This window comes from Acidobacteriota bacterium (genome assembly GCA_039683095.1).
In the GTDB taxonomy this organism is placed as follows: domain Bacteria; phylum Acidobacteriota; class Aminicenantia; order Aminicenantales; family Saccharicenantaceae; genus RBG-16-66-30.
In genome coordinates, this window is the sequence record JBDKSB010000001.1 from 529787 (window position 1) to 553733 (window position 23947).

19 protein-coding genes and 1 tRNA gene are annotated in these 23947 nt (G+C 66.6%); 9 read left to right on the top strand and 11 right to left on the bottom strand.

Annotated features, from left to right (window positions below):
• Window positions 1-5: 5 nt before the first annotated feature.
• The 5 genes from ABFD52_02305 to ABFD52_02325 form a co-directional block, all read right to left on the bottom strand.
• Window positions 6-1574, bottom strand: a complete 1569-nt coding sequence (locus ABFD52_02305; GenBank protein MEN6559594.1) for an AMP-binding protein — start codon at window positions 1572-1574, stop codon at window positions 6-8.
• 34 nt (window positions 1575-1608) lie between these two features.
• Window positions 1609-2574: an NAD(+) synthase gene (gene nadE / locus ABFD52_02310; GenBank protein ID MEN6559595.1), complete on the bottom strand. Its 966-nt coding sequence runs from the start codon at window positions 2572-2574 to the stop codon at window positions 1609-1611.
• A gap of 101 nt (window positions 2575-2675) precedes the next feature.
• On the bottom strand, window positions 2676-3506 hold the full coding sequence (locus ABFD52_02315) for an SGNH/GDSL hydrolase family protein (GenBank protein MEN6559596.1): 831 nt from the start codon (window positions 3504-3506) through the stop codon (window positions 2676-2678).
• Window positions 3507-3687: 181 nt separating this feature from the next.
• Entirely contained in the window at window positions 3688-4761 is a 1074-nt protein-coding gene (locus ABFD52_02320) for an ATPase (protein ID MEN6559597.1), read from the bottom strand.
• A gap of 13 nt (window positions 4762-4774) precedes the next feature.
• Window positions 4775-5938, bottom strand: a complete 1164-nt coding sequence (locus ABFD52_02325; protein MEN6559598.1) for a hypothetical protein — start codon at window positions 5936-5938, stop codon at window positions 4775-4777.
• Window positions 5939-6074: 136 nt separating this feature from the next.
• Between ABFD52_02325 and ABFD52_02330 the strand changes: the two genes are divergently transcribed.
• The 4 genes from ABFD52_02330 to ABFD52_02345 all read left to right on the top strand — a co-directional run bounded on the left by ABFD52_02330 (window position 6075) and on the right by ABFD52_02345 (window position 8518).
• Window positions 6075-6150 (top strand) — tRNA-Val (locus ABFD52_02330).
• Between the two features lie 91 nt (window positions 6151-6241).
• Window positions 6242-7282 carry a DUF5009 domain-containing protein gene (locus ABFD52_02335; GenBank protein ID MEN6559599.1) on the top strand — a complete coding sequence of 347 codons (1041 nt, stop codon included), beginning with the start codon at window positions 6242-6244 and terminating at the stop codon, window positions 7280-7282.
• A 93-nt stretch (window positions 7283-7375) separates the two neighbouring features.
• Window positions 7376-8227 (top strand): exosortase/archaeosortase family protein, encoded by an 852-nt coding sequence (locus ABFD52_02340; protein MEN6559600.1) that lies wholly within the window; start codon window positions 7376-7378, stop codon window positions 8225-8227.
• Window positions 8228-8314: 87 nt separating this feature from the next.
• Window positions 8315-8518, top strand: coding sequence for a PEP-CTERM sorting domain-containing protein (locus tag ABFD52_02345; protein MEN6559601.1), 204 nt, complete (start codon window positions 8315-8317; stop codon window positions 8516-8518).
• A 112-nt stretch (window positions 8519-8630) separates the two neighbouring features.
• On the opposite strand, the gene ABFD52_02350 is transcribed toward ABFD52_02345, so the two are convergent.
• Window positions 8631-10025, bottom strand: coding sequence for a UDP-glucose/GDP-mannose dehydrogenase family protein (locus ABFD52_02350; GenBank protein MEN6559602.1), 1395 nt, complete (start codon window positions 10023-10025; stop codon window positions 8631-8633).
• A gap of 126 nt (window positions 10026-10151) precedes the next feature.
• On the opposite strand from ABFD52_02350, the gene ABFD52_02355 reads away from it, so the two are divergent.
• Window positions 10152-10889, top strand: a complete 738-nt coding sequence (locus ABFD52_02355) for a vitamin B12 dependent-methionine synthase activation domain-containing protein (GenBank protein ID MEN6559603.1) — start codon at window positions 10152-10154, stop codon at window positions 10887-10889.
• A 19-nt stretch (window positions 10890-10908) separates the two neighbouring features.
• Window positions 10909-11823 (top strand): M55 family metallopeptidase, encoded by a 915-nt coding sequence (locus tag ABFD52_02360; GenBank protein MEN6559604.1) that lies wholly within the window; start codon window positions 10909-10911, stop codon window positions 11821-11823.
• Window positions 11824-12162: 339 nt separating this feature from the next.
• On the opposite strand, the gene ABFD52_02365 is transcribed toward ABFD52_02360, so the two are convergent.
• On the bottom strand, window positions 12163-13707 hold the full coding sequence (locus tag ABFD52_02365; GenBank protein ID MEN6559605.1) for an aminopeptidase P N-terminal domain-containing protein: 1545 nt from the start codon (window positions 13705-13707) through the stop codon (window positions 12163-12165).
• Window positions 13708-14104: 397 nt separating this feature from the next.
• Between ABFD52_02365 and ABFD52_02370 the strand changes: the two genes are divergently transcribed.
• From ABFD52_02370 to ABFD52_02380, 3 genes are all read left to right on the top strand, one after another.
• Window positions 14105-15331, top strand: coding sequence for a DUF362 domain-containing protein (locus ABFD52_02370; GenBank protein MEN6559606.1), 1227 nt, complete (start codon window positions 14105-14107; stop codon window positions 15329-15331).
• Window positions 15332-15396: 65 nt separating this feature from the next.
• A complete protein-coding gene (locus ABFD52_02375) occupies window positions 15397-15759 on the top strand; it encodes a hypothetical protein (protein ID MEN6559607.1) in 363 nt (120 codons plus the stop codon).
• 424 nt (window positions 15760-16183) lie between these two features.
• Complete coding sequence (locus ABFD52_02380; protein ID MEN6559608.1) at window positions 16184-17455, top strand: hypothetical protein; 1272 nt, start codon at window positions 16184-16186, stop codon at window positions 17453-17455.
• Between the two features lie 13 nt (window positions 17456-17468).
• Here ABFD52_02380 and ABFD52_02385 read toward each other — a convergent pair whose 3' ends face one another.
• The 4 genes from ABFD52_02385 to ABFD52_02400 form a co-directional block, all read right to left on the bottom strand.
• The gene (locus ABFD52_02385) at window positions 17469-18389 is read right to left on the bottom strand and encodes a CAP domain-containing protein (GenBank protein MEN6559609.1); all 921 of its coding nucleotides are present in this window, start codon (window positions 18387-18389) and stop codon (window positions 17469-17471) included.
• A 10-nt stretch (window positions 18390-18399) separates the two neighbouring features.
• Entirely contained in the window at window positions 18400-19671 is a 1272-nt protein-coding gene (locus tag ABFD52_02390) for a thioredoxin domain-containing protein (protein ID MEN6559610.1), read from the bottom strand.
• A gap of 24 nt (window positions 19672-19695) precedes the next feature.
• Window positions 19696-21189, bottom strand: a complete 1494-nt coding sequence (locus ABFD52_02395) for a hypothetical protein (protein MEN6559611.1) — start codon at window positions 21187-21189, stop codon at window positions 19696-19698.
• Between the two features lie 114 nt (window positions 21190-21303).
• Window positions 21304-23940 carry a M20/M25/M40 family metallo-hydrolase gene (locus tag ABFD52_02400; GenBank protein ID MEN6559612.1) on the bottom strand — a complete coding sequence of 879 codons (2637 nt, stop codon included), beginning with the start codon at window positions 23938-23940 and terminating at the stop codon, window positions 21304-21306.
• Window positions 23941-23947: the final 7 nt, after the last annotated feature.

A 23947-nucleotide genomic window follows, 5' to 3' on the forward strand; every position in this document is an offset into this window, starting at 1 on the left:
CCAGATCACCGCAGCTTGAGCTTGAGGACCTTGCCCGCTTCGTTCTTGGGCAGGGCCTGGCGGATCTCGTAGAGCTTGGGGATCTTGTAGACGGCCAGGTGCTTCTGGAGGAAGGCCGGGAGCTCCTCGGCCAGGCCCTCGGGGGCCCCCTTTTTGAGGACGAGGAACGCCTTGGGGGCCTCTCCGAGGACCTCGTCCGGGACGCCGATGACAGCCACCTCGGCGACGGATGGGTGCTCGTGGAGGGCTTCTTCGATCTCCTTGGCGCTCACCCGGTTGCCCCCGATCTTGATCATGTCCTTGGTCCGCCCGACGACGAAGAGGAAGCCCTCCTCGTCCATCCGCCCGATGTCGCCGGTGTAATAGAGCCCGTTCCGCAGGACCTTGTCCGTTTCCTCGGGGTGGTTCCAGTAACCTGACATGATGTTCGAGCCCCGGGCGGCGATCTCGCCCTCCGCGCCGGCGGGCAGGGGGCGGCCCCGGTCGTCGGCGACGAAGAGCTCGACGTTGGCGATGGGCTTGCCGATGGAGCCCCACTTGCGGGGCAGGTCGGCCGGGTCGAGATACGAGAGCCGGGCCGAGGCCTCGGTCGCCCCGTACATGATGAACAGGCGGGCCGGGGCGAAGGCCTTGGCCACCTCCTTCTGGACGGACGGGGCCATGGCGCCGCCGGCCTGGGTCACGTAGCGGAGCTTGGGGAACGACATGGCCTTGAGATTGGACCGGCTCAGCAGGATGCTGTAGGTCGACGGCACGCCGGCGAAACCGGTCGCCTCCTGGTCCCGCATGGTCTGGAGGATGACGTTGGGGTAGAGGAACCGGTTGTCCACGATGACCGAGCCGCCGACGCAGAAATGGGTGTTCAGGAGCGACTTGCCGTAGATGTAATAGAAGGGCAGGACGGCCAGGACCCGGTCGTCGGCCGTCAGCTCGAGGTAGTCGACGATCGAGCGGGTGTTGGAGACGATGTTGAGATGCGACAGCACGGCTCCCCGCGGCTTCCCCGTGCTGCCCGACGTGTAGACGATGGAGGCGACGTCGAGATCGATCTGGCGCACGCCGGGATCGCCGCCGGGCCGGCCCTCCATGGCTTCGGGCAGGCGGATGAGCGCTCCGCCCGGCAGGCCGGCGGGCGCGTCCTTCGGCCCGTTCCAGACACAGACGGCCTCGAGCGGCCAGCCGGAGAGGGGACCCGCGCCGTCCGGTCCGGCCGCGGCGGGCGAAAAGGCCCTGGCCGCGAGCCGGTGGCTGGCCACGAGGAACCGGACGCCGCAATCCCGGACTATATAGGCGACATCCTCCGCGGTGTTCTCCGTGTTCAGGGCCACCGTCGTGCCGCCCGCCTTGAGCGCGGCGTAATAGCTCACGACGTACTCGGCGGAGTTCTCGATGAACAGGGCCACGCGGTCGCCCCGCTTGAGGCCGCGGTCGATCAGGAGGCGGGCCAGCCGGTTCGCCCGGCCGTTCAGGTCGCCGTAGGCGTGCCAGATCCCCCCGGCGAAAAGGGCCGGCTTGTCCGGCCGCCGGGCGGCGGAATCCTCGAGGAAGTCATGAACAAGCTTCGTATATCCCATGGATCGTTCCCCGGCCCGCCGGGCCGGCGCGGTCCTAGCCGATGTGCCGGGGCTCCGCCCTCAGGTACTCGGTGGCCTTGATCTTGCGCCTGATGTCGTTCTGGATGTTGACGACCCGGGCCTCGTCCAGCCCGAGCTCCCGGGCCGCTTCGCCGGCCGGGACGTTCTTTTCCATGGCGTACCAGATGAGGTCGCCGATCTCGAAGGGGACGCGGAAGAAGAACTCCTCCTGGGTGCATTCGGCGCTGTAGGTGTCGGTCGTCGGCGTGCGCTCCTGGATCTCCCGCGGCACCCCCAGGTAGGCGGCCATCTGGAAGACCTGGGTCTTGAAGAGATGGGCGATCGGCTTGAGATCGGCCCCGCCGTCGCCGTACTTGACGAAGAAGCCCTGCTCGTGCTCGTTCTTGTTGCCCGTCCCGATGACGGCGTAATTCAGGCGGTCGGCGTGGTAATAGAGCATGGACATCCGGCTGCGCTGCTTGAAGTTGGAGGCGGCGACGATCTGGAGGTATTCCTTGAGCGGGATCCGCTCGGTCTTCTCCTCGCCCTCGGGCGAGATGATCTTAAGCCGGAAAACGTTGATCTGGTCCTTTTCGCCGAGCGCCGAGGGCAGGATGATCTTGGCCCGGTACGTGGAGTCGTACTCGGGGAAGACGTTCTTCATGGCCTCGTCGCGGCGGCGATAGGTCCCGAAGCCGGCCAGGGCCGAGGTCATGTCCTCGACGATGTACGGGACGCCGTATTGACGCGCCAGCTTCCTGGCCAGGACGGCGCTGAGGGGGTTGGAGTCGGACTCGGGCATGGTGATCCCCAGGACCTTCTCCGGGCCGAAGGCCCTGGCGCTCAGGGCCAGGCAAACGCTCGAGTCGATCCCGCCGCTGATGCCCACGACGGCCCCCTGCCGATGGAGGTCGCGGCCGACGATCTGCCGCATCCTCTCGACTATCCGGGCGGCTTCGGCGGCGGCGTCGATCTTGATATCGTTCTTCGAAAAAGGCATGTGATCCTCCCGTGATGCGCCTGCTACGATATCCCAGCGCGGCGGAAAGTGTCAAGGCGTGACCGGGCGGGCGAGGGCCTTCGGGAACGGCGCCGCGGGGGCTAGCGGCCCGGCCGCTCGGCGAGGAAGCGCAGAAGCTCGATCGCGACGATTTGCCGCCCCGCGGCGTTGAGATGGCCGCCGTCGCTGGTATAGGGGCGATAGAGGAGTTCGTAGCGCCGGCCGTCCTTCTCGAAGGTGGCCTTATGGTCCCCGTCGATCCGCGACTCGATCGAGGCCAGGTCGAACAGGGACCCCCGGAACCGCTCCCTCAGCAGGTCGTTGTAGGCGTTCCTCTTGACGTTGTCGGCTTCTTCCCAGGGCAGCCTCCCCAGGATCCTCTTCAGGCGGGCCTTGATCCCGACGGGACGGGAGGTCAAGGGAACGGTGACCGTGATGAAATCGACGCCGGGATGATCAGCTTTCAGGGCGGCCAGGGCCTCCGCGTATTCCTTGAAGAGCGCCTCGACGTCGGTCGTGTGGTCGATATCGACGAAGCAGAGCTTCATGAAGGCGACGTCGACCGAGCGGCCGACCCCGCTGTCCATGATCTCCCGGAACCGCCGGATCTTCGAGCCCGGGTCCCTGTTCGCCCCGATGAGGGCATGGGCGAAGACGGGGCCGGAGAAGTCCGCGGGGTCAGCCGTCTCCCGGATGTTCAGCCTGATCGCCGGACGACGCTCCATGACCTCCCGGAGGCCCTGGACGATGTTCACGCCGACGGACTTGTGGCCGAAAAAGACCTTCTTCTGTGAAAGGGCTTCCCACTTCGTCCCGGGCACGGCATCCAGATCGGCTTGGATCCGATGGAGATAAGCCATGTTATTTCCCCCGCAGGCCGCTAAAAGGATCATGGGCAGGGCCAGGAGCGGACGGTAGCTCGACTTCGCCATCTCGGTCCTCCACGCTTTCGCGGCCGGTATCAGCCCGGATCAAACGACCGGGATATGAGTTTACCTTCTGAAAAGGCGTCCAGTCAATCGGACCGACGCTCGACCATGAGCGTCATTCGCCGGCCCAGGATCGGCGGGCGGGGTAGGCTCGGGCGGCGAAGGAAGGCGGCAGGCCCGGAACCTAACCGAGCGGCAGGTCGTCGGACTTCATGTCGACCTGGCGCAGGACGTCCTCGATGACCGCCGGATCGACCCGGTCCTCTTTTTCGAGCCGGGCGGCCGCCTCCTCGCGCGTCATCATGCCTTCCCGGATCATCTTGCTGAAGAGGTCCCGGAGCTCGGTCACGCCGACGGTCGCGGCGTACATCTTCCGGCGGACGTAATCGAGCCGGCAGTCGAAACGCCAGGAGGATTCGACCTCGGGCGATCTCTCCCAGCCGAGGAAGGCCTTGGCCTTGTCCTCGACCTCGCGCTCGTTCCAGGGGAGATAGTCGAAAAGCCGGATGACCTGGATGTCCTTGTACCGCTTCCGGAGATAGGGCGAGCTGTGGCTGGCCCCCAGGTACATCGACAGGATGAGCGGCCACGACAAGGTCAAATAGCGGGGATTGGCCGCGAGCTCCTTGGCCGTCCGTCCGATGATCCGGGGGATGTTCGTGAGCTTGTGGTAGGTCCGGGACCCGCCGAAGGCCGCTTTCTTGAACGAGGCCGTCTCCAGCGGGTTGCTGCCGATGACGATGAGCGAGATGTCGTTCTTCCGGGCGATCTTGAAGATCGTCGGCCACCAGTTCTTGCAGTGGGCGCAGACGATGGGGATGAGCGCGGACGACGGCCGCCTGGCCCAGATGCGCAGCGCCTTCTTGGTCGCGCGGACATGCTCACCCTGGGGGAAACCCCAGCCGACGACCTCGACGCCGAGGGCTTCCGAGGCGCGCCGCATGTTCTCGACGGCCTGCGGCGAGGTGAACGGATTGTCGTAGTGGATGCAGAGGACCCGCATCCCGTAGTCTTTGACCAGCTTGTAGAGGGTGTAGGTGCTGTCGCGGCCGCCGCTCAGGCCGACCATGCAGTCGTATTTCTTGTCCTTTGTCTTCTCCTTGTACGTCCGCAGAAGCTCCAGGAGCTTGTCCTCCCCCTGGACGTTCAGCTTGGACTCATAGGTCGCGCAGTAGTTGCAGACCCCGTCCGCGTCGAATGAGATCCCGGGGGTCGTCTCGGTGAGAAGACAGCGGGTGCAGGTCCTTTTTTCGGCCATCTGCGTCCCTCCTTCAGATCCTTGTCAGAAGATTGGCCAGCGCTTTGTACGTCGTCGCCTGGCCCCAGTGCAGCATCGGCGTCCTGTTCGTCGCATAGGGCAGCTTCTGGTAGTAGAAGTGCCCGTCGGGCGCCTGCATATGGGCGATCGTCCATTGCGCGGTCCTCAGGGCCAGGGCGAGGCATTCGGGCCGGCCCGGCGAGAATGTCGCCAGGGTGTCGATGGCCTGGGCTGCGCACTGGCTCTCGATCGGGTACCTCCGGTCGTGATAGTACCGGGGGGCCCCGTCGGGCTCGAAGAAGTGGGCCAGGTAAAACGCGAGGCCGCGGTCCAGCGCCCCCGCGTAGCGCGCGTCGGCCGTCGCGTCGATGTAGCATTTCAGGCTGTCGAGGTTGTATCCGGTGTGGTAGTTGTCGATCCAGTGGCAATTGGCGGATTCGGCGTAGAACCAGGAGCCGTCCGGGCGCTGGTGGGCGCAGGCGTAATCCATGGCCTGGCGGGCCACGGCCATGAGATCGTTGCGGCCGAAGAGCGCCCCGGTCCGCGCCAGCATGGCCGCGCCGAGCATGTTGGAGTTGTGGACCGTTGACTGGTCGAAAGCGACGTAGCTCAGGCAGATCCCCTCCGGGGTGCTCTCCCGGGGGAGGCCGAGGATCCATTCGCAGATGCTCAGGCTGATGTCCCTGTAGCGCGGATCCTTGAGAAGCTCGTAGGCGTCGAGGTAGGCTTGGCCGATCAGGCTGGTCCAGACGATGATCGGCTCGTGAACCTTCGTCCGGACCTTGCGGCCGGAGAAGTCGAAATGGTTCCCCCAGCTGTGGTGATCGTAGAACGGCGAGCGGTTCCTGTCGAGCCAATCGAGCTCCCGGACCGCCCGGGCCTTATAGCTTTCGTCGCCGCTGAGACGGTACATCGTCAGGTAGCCCCAGGCCATGTAGCCCCGGCCTTTGGTCGATTCCAGGGGCTTGACCCCGAACAGGGGCCGGATGTTGACCGGGGACCTCTTGAAGACCTGCTGAAGGACCCTCTCGGCGAAGTAATTATGGAAGGTCAGGGGGCGGAGCCTGGAGGACAGGCCGTCGAACGGCTCATAGGCCTTGTAGTCGTGGTCTTCGACCCATTTTTCGACGGCGCGCAGGCTGGCCAGGAGCGACCCTTTTTCGGCTTCTTGGATCATCGGGTTTCCGTATTGACAGGATTTCGATGCGAATGGCCTTGGCATGAGGCATCTTATAGGAATGATAGGGATTTTGTCAAACCCCGAAGCTTGACAGGTCCCGGCGGCTCGCTTAACATATCGCCATCAGATGTCCAGGCGCGTAGCTCAGTGGTAGAGCGCTTCCGTTACACGGAGGAGGTCGGGGGTTCGAATCCTTCCCGCGCCTACCATGATCCCTTGGCCAAGACGGACGCGGGCCCCTTTTATCCCTCCGCCCCTCCCGAACGGCTCGTTTCCCTGGATTTCTTCCGGGGCTGCGTCATGTTCCTTCTGATCGGCGAGGCGACGGGGCTCTACGATCTCCTGCTCGACCCGAGGCTCGCGGGGACGATCGTCGGCGCCGTCGGCCGCGCGCTTCAGCACCAGCCCTGGAACGGCCTGCGGCTATGGGACCTCGGCCTGCCCTTCTTCCTCCTCATCAGCGGCGTGGCCCTGGCGGTGTCCAGCGCGAACCGCTCCAAAGACGGGCAGGGGGGAGGCCTGGGGCGGATCCTTCGGCGTTCGCTCCTGCTGTTGCTCTTGGGCTGGGCTCTCTATCTCGTCAGCCCCGTCGAGAGCAACCCGCGCGGGGCCTTTCTATACGACGTCCTTCCTCATCTGGCCTTCGGAGGCCTGGTCGCGTTCCTCCTCCTCAGGCGCAAGCCGGCGGCGCAGCTGGGCGTCGCCCTCGGGCTCCTGGCGCTGACCGAAGCGCTCTACAGGCTCTGTCCGGTTCCGGGGTATAACCAGCCCTTTGTGCCGGACCACAACTTCGGGTCCTGGGTGGATCGATTGCTGACGGGGGAGCTCTCGGAAGGTCACTGGGTGGCCTGGAACATAGTCCCCTCGGCCGCTTTCGTGATCTGGGGGACGATGGCGGGACGGCTTCTCCTGAACAAGACTTCCGTGGCCCGGAAGATCCGGACTTTGGTCGCCGCCGGCCTGACCGCCCTGGCGGCGGGACTGGCCTTGAGCGCCGTCACCCCGATCATCCGGAGGATCTCGACGAGCTCCTTCGTCCTCGTCGGCGGCGGGCTGGGCCTGCTGGCCCTGGCCTTCGCCTGCGGGCTCGTCGATGGGCTGTCCTTGCGGAAGGTCCCGGCGTTCTTCGCCGTCGTCGGGGCGAACCCGCTTTTTATCTACCTTTTCACGCAGTCGGGAGGCGCCGAGTGGTTCCAGCGGCTGGCCTCGCCCTTCACGGGGGCCTTCGCCGGCTGGATCGGCGCCTGGCCGTCCGCCGTCCTGACGAGCCTCGCCGTGTGGGGCGGCCTATGGTTCGTGTGCTTTTGGCTTTATCGGAGGAAGATCCTGATCCGGATCTAGAAGCCCCGGGAGCGGTCCCGCCCGCGGGATTGACAGGCCCCGGGGGCTGTCCTATCATTCACGGGACTTGCCGCACAGCCTCAGGGAGTCGTGATGAGATCAGGCGCCAAAGCCATCTGGTCCTTCGCCGCGTGCACGCTGGCCGCGGCGGCGATGGGGATCCCCCCGCTCGTTGACCTGCTGCGGCACGCCCATCCTTCCTGGTACTACACGCATATTCCCGTGATCCCGGCCATCAGCGCCTGGTTCCTCTACCGGCGCCGGAACGAGGCCTTCCCGGCGACGGGGTCCCTGTGCTGGCCCGGATTGACAGGCATGGCCGCCGGCGCCGCGCTCTTCGCCTTCGGCCGTCCCGCGGGGGCCTCGCTGAACGCCGCGGGCTTCGTCTCGGTGTCGGCAGCCCTCGTTTTCTGGTGGGGCTCGTTCCTGCTGTTGTTCGGGGCCCGGGCTTTCCGGAAAGCCCGTTTCCCGATGCTGTTCCTGATCTTCGCCGTGCCGCTTCCCACGGTCGTCATCGAGGGCATTATCAAAGCCCTGGTTTCGGCGTCGGCCGAGGTGACAGGTATCCTCTTCGCCGGGCTCGGAGTCCCCTTCGTGCGCGAGGGATCGGTGTTCCATCTGCCGGGCTTCAGCCTCGAGGTCGCCAGCGAATGCAGCGGGATCCGCTCGACGCTGGCCCTGCTGATCACGAGCATCCTGGCGGGCCAGCTCTTCCTGCGGGGGCCGCTGAAGAAGATCGTCCTCGCGGCCGCCGTCTTCCCCGTTTCCGTCTTCAAGAACGGGGTCCGGATCATGACGCTTTATCTCCTTTCTTACTTCGTGGACATGCGGATCGTCGACGGTGGGTTCCTTCACAGATCGGGGGGATTTCTCTTTTTCGGCCTGGGGCTGGTCGTGCTGGGATATGTCCTCTGGGTCCTAAGAGACTCAAAATACAGATGTTAGAGCGGTGCCGGGGCTCGTCTTGACTTTGGGCCGGCCTTTGAAGATAATAATGACGCCTAATGGGCTAAGGGAGTTAGGGAGGATCTCATGAAAAGAGCGCTAAACCTGTTGATCGCAATGCTGGTCGTCGTGTCTCTGGCCAGCGCCGCGAGCCTCGGCCCGCGGCGGCCGCCGCGGCATGGCGGCGGCCCCATCAGGTCGGTCGCGGAACCAGCCACGATCGCTCTGCTCGGGGCCGGATTGGTTTCGCTGGGCATCTACGCCAAGCGGAAACGCGGCAAGAAGAATTAGGTTTCGGCTTGTTCTTCCCCCGCCCGGGGGTTCTGCCGTTGTTGGTTCTCGAGGGGGGTGCCGTGCTCTTTGAGGCCGGGGCAGCGTTGTCCCCTGAGCCGCGCAACTGACGTCAGGCTGTTTTCGGCCGTCCGATCCCCTCATAAGCGAAGCCGGCGCCCTTCACCTCGGCCGGCTCGTAGATGTTCCGGAAATCGAAGAAGAACCTGCCCCGCATCGACAACGCCATCCGGGGAAGGTCCAGATGGCGGAACTGGTTCCACTCGGTCAGGATCACCACGGCATCGGCGCCCTCGGCCGCGTCGTATTCGTCGGCGCAGTACATGATGCTGTAGGGGCCGGCCAGGAACTCGCCCTCGACCAGGGAGTTGTGCCGGCTGCTTTCGGTCGCCGGGATGTCGGCGAAGGCCGTCCTCTTTGCGTTCTCCATGGCAAAGGGGTCGTAGATCTTGACCCGGGCGCCCTTCTCGAGAAGCTCCCTGATTATGGGGATCGCGGAGGCCTCCCGGATATCGTCGGTGCCCTGCTTGAAGGCCACCCCGAGCACGGACACGACCTTGTCCTTCAGGCCGGACATGCGGGCCTCGATCTTCTCGACCATGTGGTGCTTCTGCCGAGCGTTCGAACGGACGACCGCCTCGATGATGTTCATCGGCTGCCCATGTTCCTGCCCGATCTGAACCAGGGCCTTGGTGTCCTTGGGCAGGCAGCTGCCGCCGTACCCGGGCCCCGGGTGCAGGAAATACTTGCCGATGCGGCCGTCCATGCCCATGGCCTTGGCGATGTCCCGGACGTCCGCGCCGACCGCGTCACAGAGGTTGGCGATCTCGTTGATGAAGCCGATCTTGGCCGCCAGGAAGGCGTTCGACGCGTACTTGACGAGTTCCGCCGATTCGAGGGAGGTGAAGATGAACGGGGTCTCGATGAGGTAGAGGACGTTGTAGATCTCGCGGATGATCTCCCGGCTCTTCTCGTTGTCCCCCCCGATCACGACCCGGTCGGGGTGCATGAAATCGCGCACGGCCGTCCCTTCGCGGAGGAACTCCGGATTCGAGACGATGTCGAAATCGACGGCCAGGCCCCGGCGGGCGAGCTCCGCCCGGATGACCTCCTGGACCTTCCGGCCGGTCCCGATGGGCACGGTGCTCTTGTTGACGACGACCTTATAGCCGGTCATGTGCCGGGCGATGGCCCCGGCGGCGGCCAGGACGTGCTGGAGATCGGCCGAGCCGTCCTCGTTGGGCGGGGTGTGGACGGCGATGAAGATGACCCGCGAGGCGGCGACCGCTTCGGCGATATCCGTCGTGAAAAGCAGGCGCCCGGCGGCGACGTTCTTGGTGATGAGGGGAGCCAATCCCGGCTCGTAGATCGGGACGATGCCCTGCTCGAGGTCCCGGATCTTCGAAGCGTCGGTGTCCATGCAGATGACCTTCAGCCCGAACTCGGACAGGCAGGTGCCCGTGACCAGGCCGACGTATCCGGTGCCGATGATGGAAACGGAATTCATGTTGCACCTCGCCCCTATTTTGCACATTTTCGGCGATTTATAAAGGCCCCCGCGAAAGCGGCCGTCCGGCCGCTCCGAAGTCCCTTGATTCTCCCGTTCCCTTGGGTTTAGTATGGAACGACCGCCATGGGAACATGCGCCTCGATCCCCGTCGGCCTGGACCCGGCCGAGACGGCCGCCCGTCTGAGGTACGATCCGGCGCGGGCTGGCCTCGACAGCCTGGACGGGCTGATCTCGCTGGCCTTGCGCCTCATGCGCCCGCGCGCCCTGTACGAAGTCGCCTTTGTCGGGGCGAAAGCCGAGAGCGCCGTCGAGGTGGCCGGGGTGACCTTCAACAGCCATATCCTCGGCGAGAACCTCGATCGGGCCCACAAGGTCTTCCCCTACATCATCACGATCGGGCAGGAGCTCGAGCGGGCGGCCTCCGCCCAGGGCGACCTCCTCAAGCAGTATTACCTCGAGGAGATCGCGAACATCGCCCTGGAGAAAGCCGCCGCCTGGCTCGCCGGTCATCTCGAGGAGCGCTTCGGGGTCCGGGGACTCTCCAGCCTCAGCCCAGGGTCGCTCGCCGACTGGCCCATCACCGAGCAGCCGAAGCTCTTCGCGATCTTCGGCGATACGGAGACGCTCATCGGCGTGCGGCTGACCGACAGCCTGCTCATGGTGCCGCGCAAGTCGGTTTCCGGGATCTTCTTCCCTTCGGAGGAGGGATTCGTTGCCTGTGAGCTCTGTGACCGCGAGCGCTGTCCGGGCCGGAAGGCGCCTTGGCTAGGCCAACAAAAAGAAAACAATAAAGATACCCCGAATAACGAGCCCGAAACACCCGTCAAATCAGGCTTTTCAAGCCGAAAAAAAGCAAATTGAGATTTCTACAGGAGCTAACATGAAAAGATCCCGTATCACCCTTGGTGTTTTCACCGCTCTGGCGCTGGCCCTGGCCTTGCCTTCCCCGGCTCAGCCCAAACCCAGGCCGCCCCTCAAGGTCTTCATTTCCGTTGACATGGAAGGCATCTGGGGAGTGGTCAACTCCGACCAGACCTCGTCCGGCACCCCGGATTACGGCGCCGCGCGGAAATGGATGGCCCGGGACGTCAACGCGGCGATCCAGGGAGCGTTCCTGGCCGGGGCGACCGAGGTCGTGGTCAATGATTCCCACGGCTCCATGCGGAATATCGACGCCGGCGACCTCGACCCCCGGGCGTCCCTCATCACCGGCACCCCGAAGCCTCTGTCCATGATGCAGGGGATCGATCCTTCCTTCCAGGCCTGCCTCCTCGTCGGCTACCACGCCAAGGCCGGGACTGAGAACGCCATACTCGATCATACGATCTCAAGCAGCGTCGTCCGTGGCATCAAGGTCAACGGCCTCGAGATGCCGGAGCTCGGCCTCAACGCCCTGATCGCCGGCTGCTACGGCGTTCCGGTGGTGCTCGTCACCGGCGACACGGCGGTCTGCCGGCAGGCGACCGAGATCCTGGGCCGGGACGTCGTGACGGTGGCTGTCAAGGAGGCCTATGGCCGGCTGGCGGCCAAGCTCCTGCCGTTCGACGAAGCCCGCCAGGAGATCGAGGCCGGCGCCAGGGAGGCCTTGGCCAAATTGGCCGCCGCCAAACCCTATAAGCTCGCCGGCCCCTATCGTTTCGAGCTCGCCTACCACGTCTCCGCCCAGGCCGACATGGGGGCGATGATCCCGGGCGTCACCCGGGTCGACGCCCGGACCCTGGCCTTCACCGCGGACGACTATCTCCAGGGCTTCCGGACGCTGAGGGCGATGATCTCGATCGCTCCTGCCCGGTAGGCGGAGGCCCGTTTTCTGACGCCCCTCCTTCGTTCTTGACATTCGCGAAGGCCGGCGTAAATATAACGATAGGCCGGCACTTCCGCTCAGCGGAAGAGGGGAACAAGGTGAAGATCCGAAAAAGGGGGGGGGTGTTTTCCCTCTTGGCCGCGGCTTTTATCTTTCTGTCGTCGGCGGCGCGTGGAACGGCCGGGCTTCGAGCCTTCGACCCCGGCGCGAAGCCCGGGGGCCAAGGCGGCTCTTACGCCCGAATCGAGCCGGCGGGCCTCGCTCTCATGACGGCGGGCCTGGTCGGCCTGGGCATCTGGGCGAGATACAAGCGCAGGAAGCCCTGATCCCCTAGTCGTTGAACCGGCTCTTCTCCTTCATCAGCTTCTCGATGTCGGAAATCTCCTTGGGCACGCGCCCCGAGAGGATCTCGCTGCCGCCCGCGGTGATCAGGACGTCGTCCTCGATGCGGACGCCGATCCCGGCATATCTCTTGTAGACCGGCCCGACCTTCTCGCGGAAGGCCGCGACCTCGGCTTCTGGAGCCTGGCCCTTGAGCGTGTCGAGGAAGGCGTCGAAGCGGGCCTCGGGGAAATAGAGCCCCGGCTCCATGGTCATGACCATGCCCGGGGCCATGGCCACCTTGTCGAGGCGCGGGCTGTGCCAGCTCCAGACGTCGTGGACGTCGAGCCCGATGCCGTGGCCGAAGCCGTGCTGGATGTAGAGGCGCCGCTGCCAGGCGCTCCGGATGTCCGAGACCAGGCCGAGCTTCTCCAGCCCGGCCATCAGGATATCCTCGACCCCGGTCTGGACGGCCTTGAAGGTGACACCGGGACCGAGCTTGGCGCAACCGGCCTTCTCGGCCTCGAGGACGAGCGAGTAGATGGCCCGCTCCTCCTTCGTGAACCGCCCGCTAGCCGGGATGGTCCGGCTGATGTCCGAGGTATAGCCGCTGATCCAGGCCCCGACGTCGAAGACGACGAGGTCACCGGCCTCGAGGGGGCGGGCCGTGGCCCCGAAGTGGATGTTGGTCGAGTTCGGGCCGGACGCGGCCTGGAGGAACGAGTCTTCGGTCTCCCGCAGGTCGAACGCGTAACGGAGGATCGCGGCCAGGTCGATCTCGCGCATCTTGGGCCCCGCGGCCCGGAACGCTTCGTTCAAGGCTTCGGCCGTGAGGTCGATGGCTTCGCGCAGGACGGCGATCTCGCCGGCGTCCTTGGTCAGGCGCAGCTCCGAGATGGCCGGGTCGATGTTGAGGACGGCCTCGGATTGCGACAGGGGATTGGGCAGGCCGGCCGCGACGAACGTCCGGGACAGGAAATCGAGGTCGGAGAACGGGAGATAGACGCGGGTCAGGCGGCCGGCCATGGCCAGGCGGAAGAACTCCGACGGAAGCTGTGTGTTCGGCTTCTCGACCAGACCCTGGTCCGCAGCGGCGCCGCCGGCCGCCGGGGCTTGTCCGTCGCGGGCGCCGGGGCCGCCGGGCCTGGCCGGCGCGATCATGGCCGCCGCTTCGCCCGTCATGCCCCGCCCTCCCGGCCCGCCGGCCGGCCGCCGGAAGATCGTCTGGCGCGGCGCACCGCCGGGATCGAGGACGAGGACGGAGTCGGCCTCCTTCAGCCCGGTGAGGTAGAGGAAGTTGAGGTTGTCGCGCAGGCCGTCCCGGGTCTTGTATTGCGACGGGATGATGATGATCCCGTCCTTGACGGTTTCCATCAGCCTGGCCCGGCGCGCCGCGACCGCCGGCGCCTTGGCGGCGTCGAGCGAGGCCCCCGGCCGTCCGGGCATGTCCTGGGCGGCGAGCGGCCCGGCCCAAAGAAGGACCGTGAAGGCGAAAGCGCCAAGCGGAAGGCCATGAAGAACCGGCTTCTTGACGGACCGACGTGCTGCTGTCATGTGCGCTCCTTCCCGTATGACCATTCCGCCGAATCATAAACCCGAAGGAGGGTCCAGGTCCACTCTTTCCGTCTCGGCCGCGACGGCCAGCGCCACCCGGCGCCTCAGCCCCCTGAATGCGCCGCTGAACGCCAGGTCGTAGAGACGGCCCGGCAGGCACCGGCAGCCCGTTCGGCGGCGCGCGCGCATCGCGAGTATTTTAATCGACGCCGCCGCGAAGGCCAGGAGGGCCGCCCCGCTTCCCGCCGCCTTGACAATCCCATTTGAATTGAATAACTTGTGATCGGGTCAGCACGGAAGGCGGATCCGGAGCGCCGGGATCCGGTCCGCGTGGAGCGGGGAGATCCCATGATCTATCCGGCTCGGACGACTCAGCCGATGAGGGGACGGTGAGCCGATGAAACGGCGGGATTTCGTCAGGCTCGGCGGGAGCTCGGTCCTGGCGGCCGCGCTGTCGTTCGATCGCTGCGGGCGATCGACCTCTCCCGGAGGGCCGGCAGACGCGCGCAACGCCATCTTTCAGGTGACCCGGATCCCGGCCGATCCCTTCACCTCGGGGAACCGCCACGCCGGCGTCGATACCCTTCTGAACCTGATGGGGCAGAACGGCCTCAAGTTCTACCGGACGTCCGTCGCGGGCGCGCTGAACGGGACGAACGGACTGATAGCCGCCGATGACGTCGTGCTCATCAAGGTCAACGCCCAATGGAAGTACCGCGGCTGCACGAACAGCGATCTCGTCCGGGGGGTCATCCAGCGGATCCTGGAGCATCCCGACGGGTTCCGCGGCGAGGCGGTCATCGTCGAGAACGGCCAGGGCCGCGGCAGCCTGGCCTGCGACACATCGAGTTCGTACGAAGGCAACGCCGAGGTCCACGCCAACGCCCAGGATGAGAGCCATTCGTTCCTCTGGCTCGCCGACAGCCTGTTCGACGACCCCAGGGTCTCGGCGTTCCTGCTCGATCCCGTCCGGGCGAGCTTCATCGGCGCCGGCGAGCACGCGGCGAACGGCTACCGCGTCTTCGAGAACGTGTCCTACCCCTGCTTCACGACGCCGGGCGGACGGCGGGTCGAGCTCCGCGAAGGCGTCTGGAGCGGGAGCTCCTACGACGAGAACCTCAAGCTCATAAACATCCCCGTGCTCAAGCACCACGACACGGGCGGTTCCGAGATCACCGGGGCCATCAAGCACATGTACGGCCTGGTCTCGATGTCCGACGGCCAGTCGGGCTTTCGGCACTACGCCGGGCTCGGAGAAACCTGCGGCAAGATGATGGCCTCGGTCCTGACGCCGGTTCTCAACATCATGGACGCCATCTGGGTCTCCCAGGCCGCCCTGATCGGGTACCCGGCCTCGGCCACCACCCGGGTTGACACGATCCTGGCCGGTCAGGACCCCGTCGCCCTGGACTATTGGTCGGCGAAATACGTCCTTTATCCGATCGACGGCAACGAACGGCACCATCCCGATTACGCCGGGGTCGAGGCCTGGCTGACGGCCGCGAGGGACACGATAGTCGGCCGCGGCGGTTTCGCCCAAACGGACCGAGGCATCCTGGTCACGAAACCGACGAAGACCGAGTCCGAGATGGTCCTTCATCAGGCCGTCGCCGGAAGCCTCTGAATCCGGGAAACCTCGAGGAAATTACTCCTTGGTATTGTTTTTTCCTTCGCATATAATGGTCCGGGATGAAGATCCGCATCGATCAGAAAAAGGCGCTGACCTGGAGCCTGACCGCGCTCGTACTGCTCTTCGCCGTCTGGCTCGTCTCGCCCCTGTTCCATATCGACGCCTCGGACGAGGCCCACGGCCGCGTCTTCAGCTACCGGCTGTTCCTGGGCCTGATGATCATGATCGGCTTCGTCGGGAAGTCTCTCTGGGACGTGCTGGCCCCCCAGGGCCTGGCCAAGAAGGTCTCGACCTCGAAGGCTGTCATCCTCGTCGTCCTAGCCATTGTCGTCCTGGGATTCGTCATCCTGACGGTGGCCAAGGCCCTCGATTTCTACCTGGGCACGGCCATCTCCCAGGACGCCGCGAATTTCCTGCCCTGAGCGGCGGGGCCGAGCTTGATCCCAAGCGTGCCTGCTCTCCCTGACGGTCTCTTTTTAGGGCGCGGCCCCTGCTCAGAAAAACCTCCTCATTTTTGGCCTGGATGGCGGCTTTTTCTTGACGAATGGACCAGGTTTTCCCGCAAATCCGGTTGAGAATCCGGACCCGGCGGCATCCTCCGGTCAGGTCTTAAGGCGGGGCGGCCGGCGACGTTTCATCCGATTCCCGCCGAAATCTGCAAAAAAGGGCTATTTAGGGCCCTTTCGCTGATAAACCGGGCCTCGAAATGGAAAAATCCCGACATCCAAGCTGATGGGCCCGGCGCGGCGCTTCAGATACGTACGCCGCACCGGCCCCCCGCAGGTCCGGCCGGCGCGTTGACACCCTCCTGGCGGTATGTCAAGATGGGGCGGGAAAAGCCGGGTGATGGAACGAGGACCCGCTCTGCTTGTCCGAGCGCTGGCGGCGCTCTTCGCGCTGGCCTCGGCGCTGTCCGCCTCAGGTCAAACCGTCCCGGCCGCGCTGCTTCCTCTGTTCCTGAACTTGTCCGCCCTCGCCGGGCCGCCCCGCCCGCCCGCCTCGTTCAACGCCCAGGAAGCTCCGGCCAAAGCTCCGCCAGGCCCCAAGTGGTTCGATATGATCAGCCTGTCCGGCTACCTGGCCGGCGAGGGCCGCTGGAGGAAGGCCGGCGACGGATCGTCCCCGGCCGCCGCGACGGACCTCTACCTCCGGGCCTTCGAGCTCGGCGTCGAGGCCGACGTCGCCGATTGGCTGTCGGCCACGATCGTCATCAACTCCGAATGGATCGGAGATCCGCTCAACGGCGGCGATCCCGGCGTCGCCGTCGACGAGGCCCATTTCGACATCACCCTGCCGCACACGCCGATCTATCTCGTCCTCGGCAAGCGGATCCAGCCCTTCGGGCTGTTCGAAACATATCTGGCGAGCGACCTCCTGGTCCAGGACGCCTACGAGACCAAGGCCGTCGGGCTGACCGTGGGCGTCAAGGCTCCCGGTTCGACCGACCTCTCGCTCACGGCCTATAAGGGCCGCGTCGGCGCGGACCACCTGGCCCGGTCGGGGCTCCTGGGCCCGGCCGTGCCTGATCTTCCCGAGATCGCCGCGGCCGGCGTGGGCTCCTGGATCATCTCCGGCGTCTCGAGCCCGGCCGGGGACGATTGGCGGATCTCGGCCGCCCTCGCCAGCGAGCCGGGCCAGGCCCGCCGCCTGACCACCCTCAACATCGGCTCTTCTTTGAGCTTGCCCTGGTTCGAGCACCTCGAGTTCAGCGCCGAATATATGAAGGCCCTCCGCCGCGACGATGTCCCCGGCCTGGGCCGGAGCTTCCGCGAATCGGCCCTGTCGTTCACGGCCGCCTACCTGGTGATCACGCAGGAGATGAAGGAGACGGCCGGCCGCAACTACCGGGCCCGCCGGAGCCGGCGTTTTGCCCATCCGGCCGTCGCGGCCGTCCGGTTCGAGGCCCTCGCCGACGGATCGCGGGCCGCCGTTCTGGGCGCCTGGTCCGTCCGGAACCGCCTCAGCGCGGGCGGCCGCTACACCTTCTACGAACAGGGGGATGTCGAAGCGACCCTGACCCTGGAATACCGCCGGCAGGCCCTCCGGATCTCCCCCCTCTTCGCCGGCCCGGCTCCCGCGAGCCACGAGGTCTTCGTCAGGTTCGGCCTGGACTTCTAGGCCGGCTGCCCGCTCATTCCACGAAGATCAGAACCAGGATGATGGCGTTCGTGACGAGGTCCGGACGCGTGCCCTGGGCGATGCCGATCCCGACGCGCCTGGCCCGGGCTCTCTTGGTGTCGGGGCCGAGCTCCTTGACCGCCTCCTCGAGAGAGCCGACGGCCAGGAAGGTGGCGGCGGCCGACCGGATCTTCGGCCTGGTTTTCTCCAGCCGACGCCTCAACCCGTCCATCACGCCGCTCCGGGAAAGGCCGGGATCCTTCAGGAACTCGAGGGCCGTCCCGAGGGCCATGCCCGTCAGCGCGGCGTCCTCCTCGAGCGCCGCGAGGCCGGCCTCCCGGCGGAGCCCGTTGAGATCGAGCAGGAGGAGGGTTTTTGCCTCGGGGCCGAGCGCGGGGATGCGCCGGATGAAGAGCTCGGTGACGAAGTAGGCCTCCCGGTCCCCCTCCTTTTTCGACGCGACGCCGATCCCGACGTGGGTCGCTTCCGGGTGGAGGATGGCGCCGCGGTGGCCGGGGCTATTCATCATGTCCCGGTGGATCTCGTCTGGGGAGTAGCCCTTGGCGACGTTCTCCGCGGCCAGGAGGGCCTTGACCCCGGCCGCGCGCAGCCGTTCTTCGGAGCCACCCTTCCTCGGCGAGAGGTGGCCGACAAAATCGTTGTCGCGCATGTCCTCGCTGTGCCGCAGGGCGATCGCGCCGAGCTCGGCGTCGAGCGTCAAGGCGTCCAGGCCGGCCCGGGCCCGGTCCCCGTTGATAAGATCGAAGAGACGCTGCTGCATCTGACCCGGCCGCGGGGAGGCCCCCGGGGCTTCGTTGATGCGCGCCTGGGGCCGGCCCGGCGGGGCGGCCGCGGCGGCCGGCGGCGTCAGGAGCGCGAGGCCGAACAGGCCGGCGGCAGCGGCGGCTGCGAGACGGCGGCCGGCCGGCGGCATGGCGGCGCCCCTATTTCTTCTTCCGCGACGGCTCGACCCAGTTCTCGATGAACTTCTTCGCGCCGCCCTGGCGCTCGTCGATCAGGGCCTGGAAGATGGCCTTGAGATGGTCGTAGGGGAGCGTCCCGATGATCATCCGGTTGTTGATGATCATGGTCGGCGTCGAGCGGATGCCGTGCGCGAACTTGTCCGAGGTCTTCTCGTACTCGGCCCCGGTCTCGATGATCTTCTTGACGAGATCGCGCAGGGCCGGGTCGCCGGCCGCGTTCTCCGTGCCGTACTTCTTGGCCAGCGCCGCCCGCCAGGCCGGGTCCTTGCGCTGGGCGAAGTTGGCCCAGAGCTCGTCATGGATCTCCGGGAAGCGGGCCGGGTTGCCGGCGGCAAGATAGGTCAGCTCGCACGCTCCGGGATGGAGGTTGGCCTTTTCCGGAACGACCGTGTTGCAGGCGCCGTCGAGCGGGAAGAACTGGATGGCCACGTTGATCTGGCCGGCGAACTCCTTCTTGAGCTTGTCCAGCTGCTGGCTCAGGTAGTGGCAGTCGGGGCACATGAAATCCGTGTATTCGACGATCTGGATGGCGGCGTCCTCGAACTTCTCGGTCGACTTCACCGACCAGTAGGGCGAAAGGAACGAGGGCGGGGCGACCTTGGGCAGCTCGAAGTACTGCTTGACGATGTTGACGGCCGTGCCCGACTGGGCGTCCTTGCGGGCGTTGTGGTACAGGATCATGCCGTAGGCGCCGGCCGCGGCGGCCAGGGCGAAGACGAAGATGAGCTTGATCGACGGCCGGGCCCAGCGCCGGATGAGGCTCCCGGCCTCGTGGTCGATGCCGTAGACGGCGAAGAGGATGAAGTTGAAGATCGAGAAAACGTAGAAGCCCGAGCAGAGCAGGCAGAGGCTGCCGAGGTGGAGGACCGAATAGAGGAAGAGCGTGATGACCCCGGCGACGTTCAGGAGCGAGAGCGACTTGTTGGTCCGTTCGAAGGCCTCGGACGGGAAGACCGTGCCGAGCACGATGAGCAGGCCCATGAACAGGCCGAAGAAGCCGAGCGGCACGCCCATGATCTGGGAGATCTCCGAGAAGGCCGAGCTGTCGCAGTTGAAGAAGGCGCTGACGTCGCAGAACGAGCCGGTGAAGATGGTCTTGGGATAGTTGGCCTTGAAGAAGTGGTCGATGGTCAGGACCGAGGCGGCGACCATGCCCGACCCGGCCAGGAAGCTCAGGAAGCGGCGCGGGCGGTAGCCGTCGAGGGTCAACGTTCGGCCGGGCGAGGTGCTCATGGACGTGCTCCTTGATCAGGGATGTCAATCCGCCGGGGGAGGGGGCGGAACGGTTTTCTTTTTCCGGCGGTGCCGGTGGGGCCGAGATCTCGGCCGCGTGCCGAACCGGTCCCGGTAGATGACCGAAAAGGGGTCGTCGCAGGATCCGAAGGTGCCCTCGACGAGGAGGGAGGCGATCCGCGATGCTTCGGGATAGTGGGGCCGTTCCTTGAGCGCCCAGCGCATCTTGCCGTCGGCCAGGGCCCGGAGCATGTGATCGACGATGACCAGGGTGTGAACGGTCTCGAGGAGCAGGGTCTTCGGCACGGTGGCCGTCGCATGGGCGCCCCGGAAGGCATCGTAGAGGACCTTGGGCTTGTCGCCGCGGATGGCCGCGAGCAGGGGCTCGGCCCAGGGCCAGAGGAGGAGCCCGTAGGCCACCTCGGGCGGCGGCGCGCCGCCGGCCTGGATGGAGGCGTCGAGGGCGCCGAGGAGGAAGGTCAGGCGCTCGAAGGCATTGTCGGAGGCCTGATAGATCTCCCCGACGTTGCCGAGGAAGCGGGGCAGCAGGCCGTAGGTGCGGCAGGCCTGGAAGAACGGCCTGGCGCTGCCTGACTTCATGTCCTTGTTGAGCTCCTCGAAGATGCGGGCCCCGGAGCAGGCGTCGAGGCGGCGGATGTGGCGGGGAATGGCCTCCGCCGTCTTTTCCTCGATGCCGAACCCGAGGCGCGAAGCATGGCGGAGGACGCGCCAGATCCGGACGGGGTCCTCGACGTAGCTCGTGTCCGGATCGCCGATGATGCGGATGCGGCCGGCCCGCAGATCCTCCAGCCCGCCGACATAGTCGATGACCGAGTACGTGGCGATGTCGTAGAAGAGGGCGTTGACGGTCAGGTCGCGGCGGAAGGCATCCTCGCGCGGCGTGCCGTAGGCGATGGGCTTGAGCGGCAGGCGGCCGCGCCGCGGACCTGCCGCGGCGGCGTCCGGGATGTCCGGGCCTTCGGCCGGCGCCGGGGCTCCGGCATCGCCCGGGCCGGGCTCTGCGGGTCCGGCCTCCTCGGGCTCTTCCATGGCCGGCGCGGCGATCCCCTCGGCCGTCCCTTCCGTCTCGCCGGCCGCTTTGCCGGCGCGCGCCGCCTCCTCCTCGCGCTCGGCGGCCAGCTCTTCCTCGTCGGGCTTGCGCCGGAAGGTAGATACCTCGATGACCTTGCCGCCCTGGAAGCGGACGTGCGCCAGCCGGAAGCGGCGGCCGATGAGGAAGGCGTTGCGGAAGAGCTTCTTGATCTGGTTGGGGTGGGCGTTGGTGCCGACGTCGAAATCGGCCGGCTTGCGGCCGAGCATCAGGTCCCGGACCGCCCCGCCGACGAGGTAGGCCGTGAAGCCGTGGTTGCTCAGGCGATAGAGGACCTTGAGACAGTCGGGGTCGATGTCGCGGCGCGAGATGCTGTGCCTGGACCGGTCCAGGATGACCGGCGCCTCCAGTTCCGTCTCGGGCGGGGCCGCGTCGGGCTCTGCCCCGAATTCAGGATCATCTGTCATGGGTTCTCGAGATCATAAGATACCAGTTTATCGATTTCGGCGCCAAAAACAACCGTTTTCGGCGCGGCTCCCTGAGCGGCCCTCCCCGCCGGGGACGGCCCCGCCGGCCCGGCCCTATTGGCCTTTGGCCTTGTCGACGGCCTGGAAGACCCGCAGGAAATTGCCGCCGAGGATCTTGCGGATGTCGGCCGGCTTGTAGCCCCGGCGGACGAGCTCCTTGGTGATGTTGGGCAGCAGGCCGATGTTCTCGAGCCCGGCCGGCGTGTCGGTCGTCCCGTCGTAATCCGAGCCGAGGCCGACATGGTCGCAATCGCCCGTGACCTGGACGACGTGGTCGATGTGATCGACGACCGTGCCCACGTCGACGCGCGGCCGGGCCTTCAGGGACTCCGGCATGCCCGCGAGGGCGCTGTTCAGGAACTCGGGCAGCGCCGTGATGCCGATGACGCCGTTCTTCTCGGCCAGTGCCTTGAGCATCTCGTCGCTCAGGTTCCGATGATGGGGCGAGAGGGCCCGGCAGGCGGAATGGGAGGCGATGACAGGCGCCTTCGACAGGCGCAGGACGTCCCAGAAGGTCTCGTCGCCGGCGTGCGAGACGTCGACGATCAAGCCCAGCCTGTTCATCTCGGCCACGACCTTCTCGCCGAACTCGGTCAGGCCGCCATGGACGGGCTTGGGGTCGCCCGAGGCGTCGGCCCAGTCGGTGGCGGTCCAGTGGGTCAGGGTCATCAGCCGGACGCCGGCCCGGAAGAACTCGCGCAGCAGGACCAGGTCGTTCTCGATGGCGTAGCCGCCCTCGATGCCGATCAAAACGCCGGTCTTCTCGTTCCGGACGGCGTTCACGTCCTGGGGAGCGAGGACCAGGGCCAGCTTGTCCGGGTTCTTGCCGACGAGCTCGTGGACCGCCTCGATCTGGGCGAAGACCCCGCGGGAGGACTGGAGCTTCTCCGCCTCGTTCCGGGGCGGAGGGGCGAAGCAGGCGAAGACCTCGAGGTCGACGCCGCCTCGTTCGAGCTTGGGGATGTCGATGTGCCCCTTGGGCAGGTCCCTGGCCAGGTCCTCGCCGGCCATGGCCCGGGCGATGGTATCGCAGTGCATGTCGACGACCAGGGCGTCGCGGTGGAGGAACATCGTCCGGTGGACGGGGTCGAGCAGGTTGTCGCGGCACGAGGCCAGATAGCGGAGGATATCGACGTGGTACTGGGCGGCCTCGCGCAGCCGCTCGGGTTCGATAAGGGCCGGCCCGTCGCCGGGCCGGTGGTATTCGGGATGCTCGTCGTCGAGCTTCCCTGTCAGGGCCTCGCCGCTGCGGAGGCTGACGGCCGGCACGTTCTTGCTCCAGAACGAGGTGTGGTCTGAGCCGCGGTAGTTGGGCCGGGGCTTGAGGCGCTTGATCGTCTCCGCGTCGAGCCCCTTCTTGGCGATCCCGTAGAGCTCGGCGAACTCGGTCATGCCGCCGACGAGAAGGTCGCTGTCGCCGCTTCCGACCATGTCGATGTTCATGTACAGGATGGTCCTGTCGAGCGGGATGACGGGATGCTCGGTGTAGTAGCGCGAGCCCTGGAGGCCGAGCTCCTCGCCGGCCCAGGCGCCGAAGACGATGGTCCGGGCGGGCTTGAAGCCTGCGGCATGGAGGGTTCGGGCGGTTTCCAGGACGGTCGCGGCCGAGGTGGCGTTGTCGTCGGCCCCGGGGTAGATCCAGCCGTCGATGCCGACGCCAAGATGGTCGAGGTGGCCGCCGATGACCAGGGCCTCGCCCTTGAGCCTGGGATCCGTGCCCCGCAGAACGCCGACGACGTTCGGGGCCGTGCGCTCGCCGGAGACGAAGTGCGCCTCCATCTCGGCCTCGACCTCGAGCCACTTGGGGAACGGCTTCTTGAGCCGGAGGGTCTTGCTGACGAGGTCGCGCCAGCTGCCGCCGGCAAGATAGAAGGCGTCGTCGAGGAAATCGCGACCGGCGCGCAGGACCACGAATCCGTCCGGGGCGGCGCCCGGAGCGAGGAACCCCGGCTGCGGCCTGGGGCCGGAGGGCGGGCCCGGCTGGCGCGGCTCGCCCGGCGCGCTCAGGTCCATCTCGATCAGGCCGACGGCGCCCTTCTCGGCCGCCGTCTTGACCTTCCGGGCGAAGGTCCAGGCGGACCTGGCCGTGTCGCCCAGGGAGTCGGGCAGGCCGGGCATGACCACGATTATCCGGCCCTTCGGTTCGAGCCCGGCATAATCGTCCCAGCCGTCATTCGCCGAGGCGACGCCGTAGCCGGCGAAGGCCAGCCGGCCGCGGACCAGGCCCGAGCCCGTGCCGTTGACAGGGACGAAGTCGCGGGCGCGCCCCGCGAAATAAGCGCGATGAGAGGGGGCGACGATCTCGAGGCGGGTGGGCGGCTCGAAATCCGTCCAGGGCTTGAACGGGACCTCCTGGAACCAGGTGCCGTTCTCTCCGCCCGGCTCGAGGCCGGCCTTTTTCATTTCGGCAGCCACGTATTCGGCGGCCCGTCGATATTCGGGCCGGCCGGCCTTCCGGCCCCTGAGATCGTCGGAGGCGAGGAAGGCGACATCGGCGAAGGCCCTGGCGCCGTCGGCGGCCGGCCGGAGGGCGGCCTTTCGGGGGGCGGCGCTGGCGCCGGTCAGGGCCGCGGACGGCGGCAGCGCGAGATAACCGGTCAGGGCGGCCAGCGAGACGATCAGGACGAACTTGAGCATGGAGGGACGGCCGGCGCGGCCGGCGCGCGCGGCGCGAACGGAATCTCGGGTCATGGTCAGT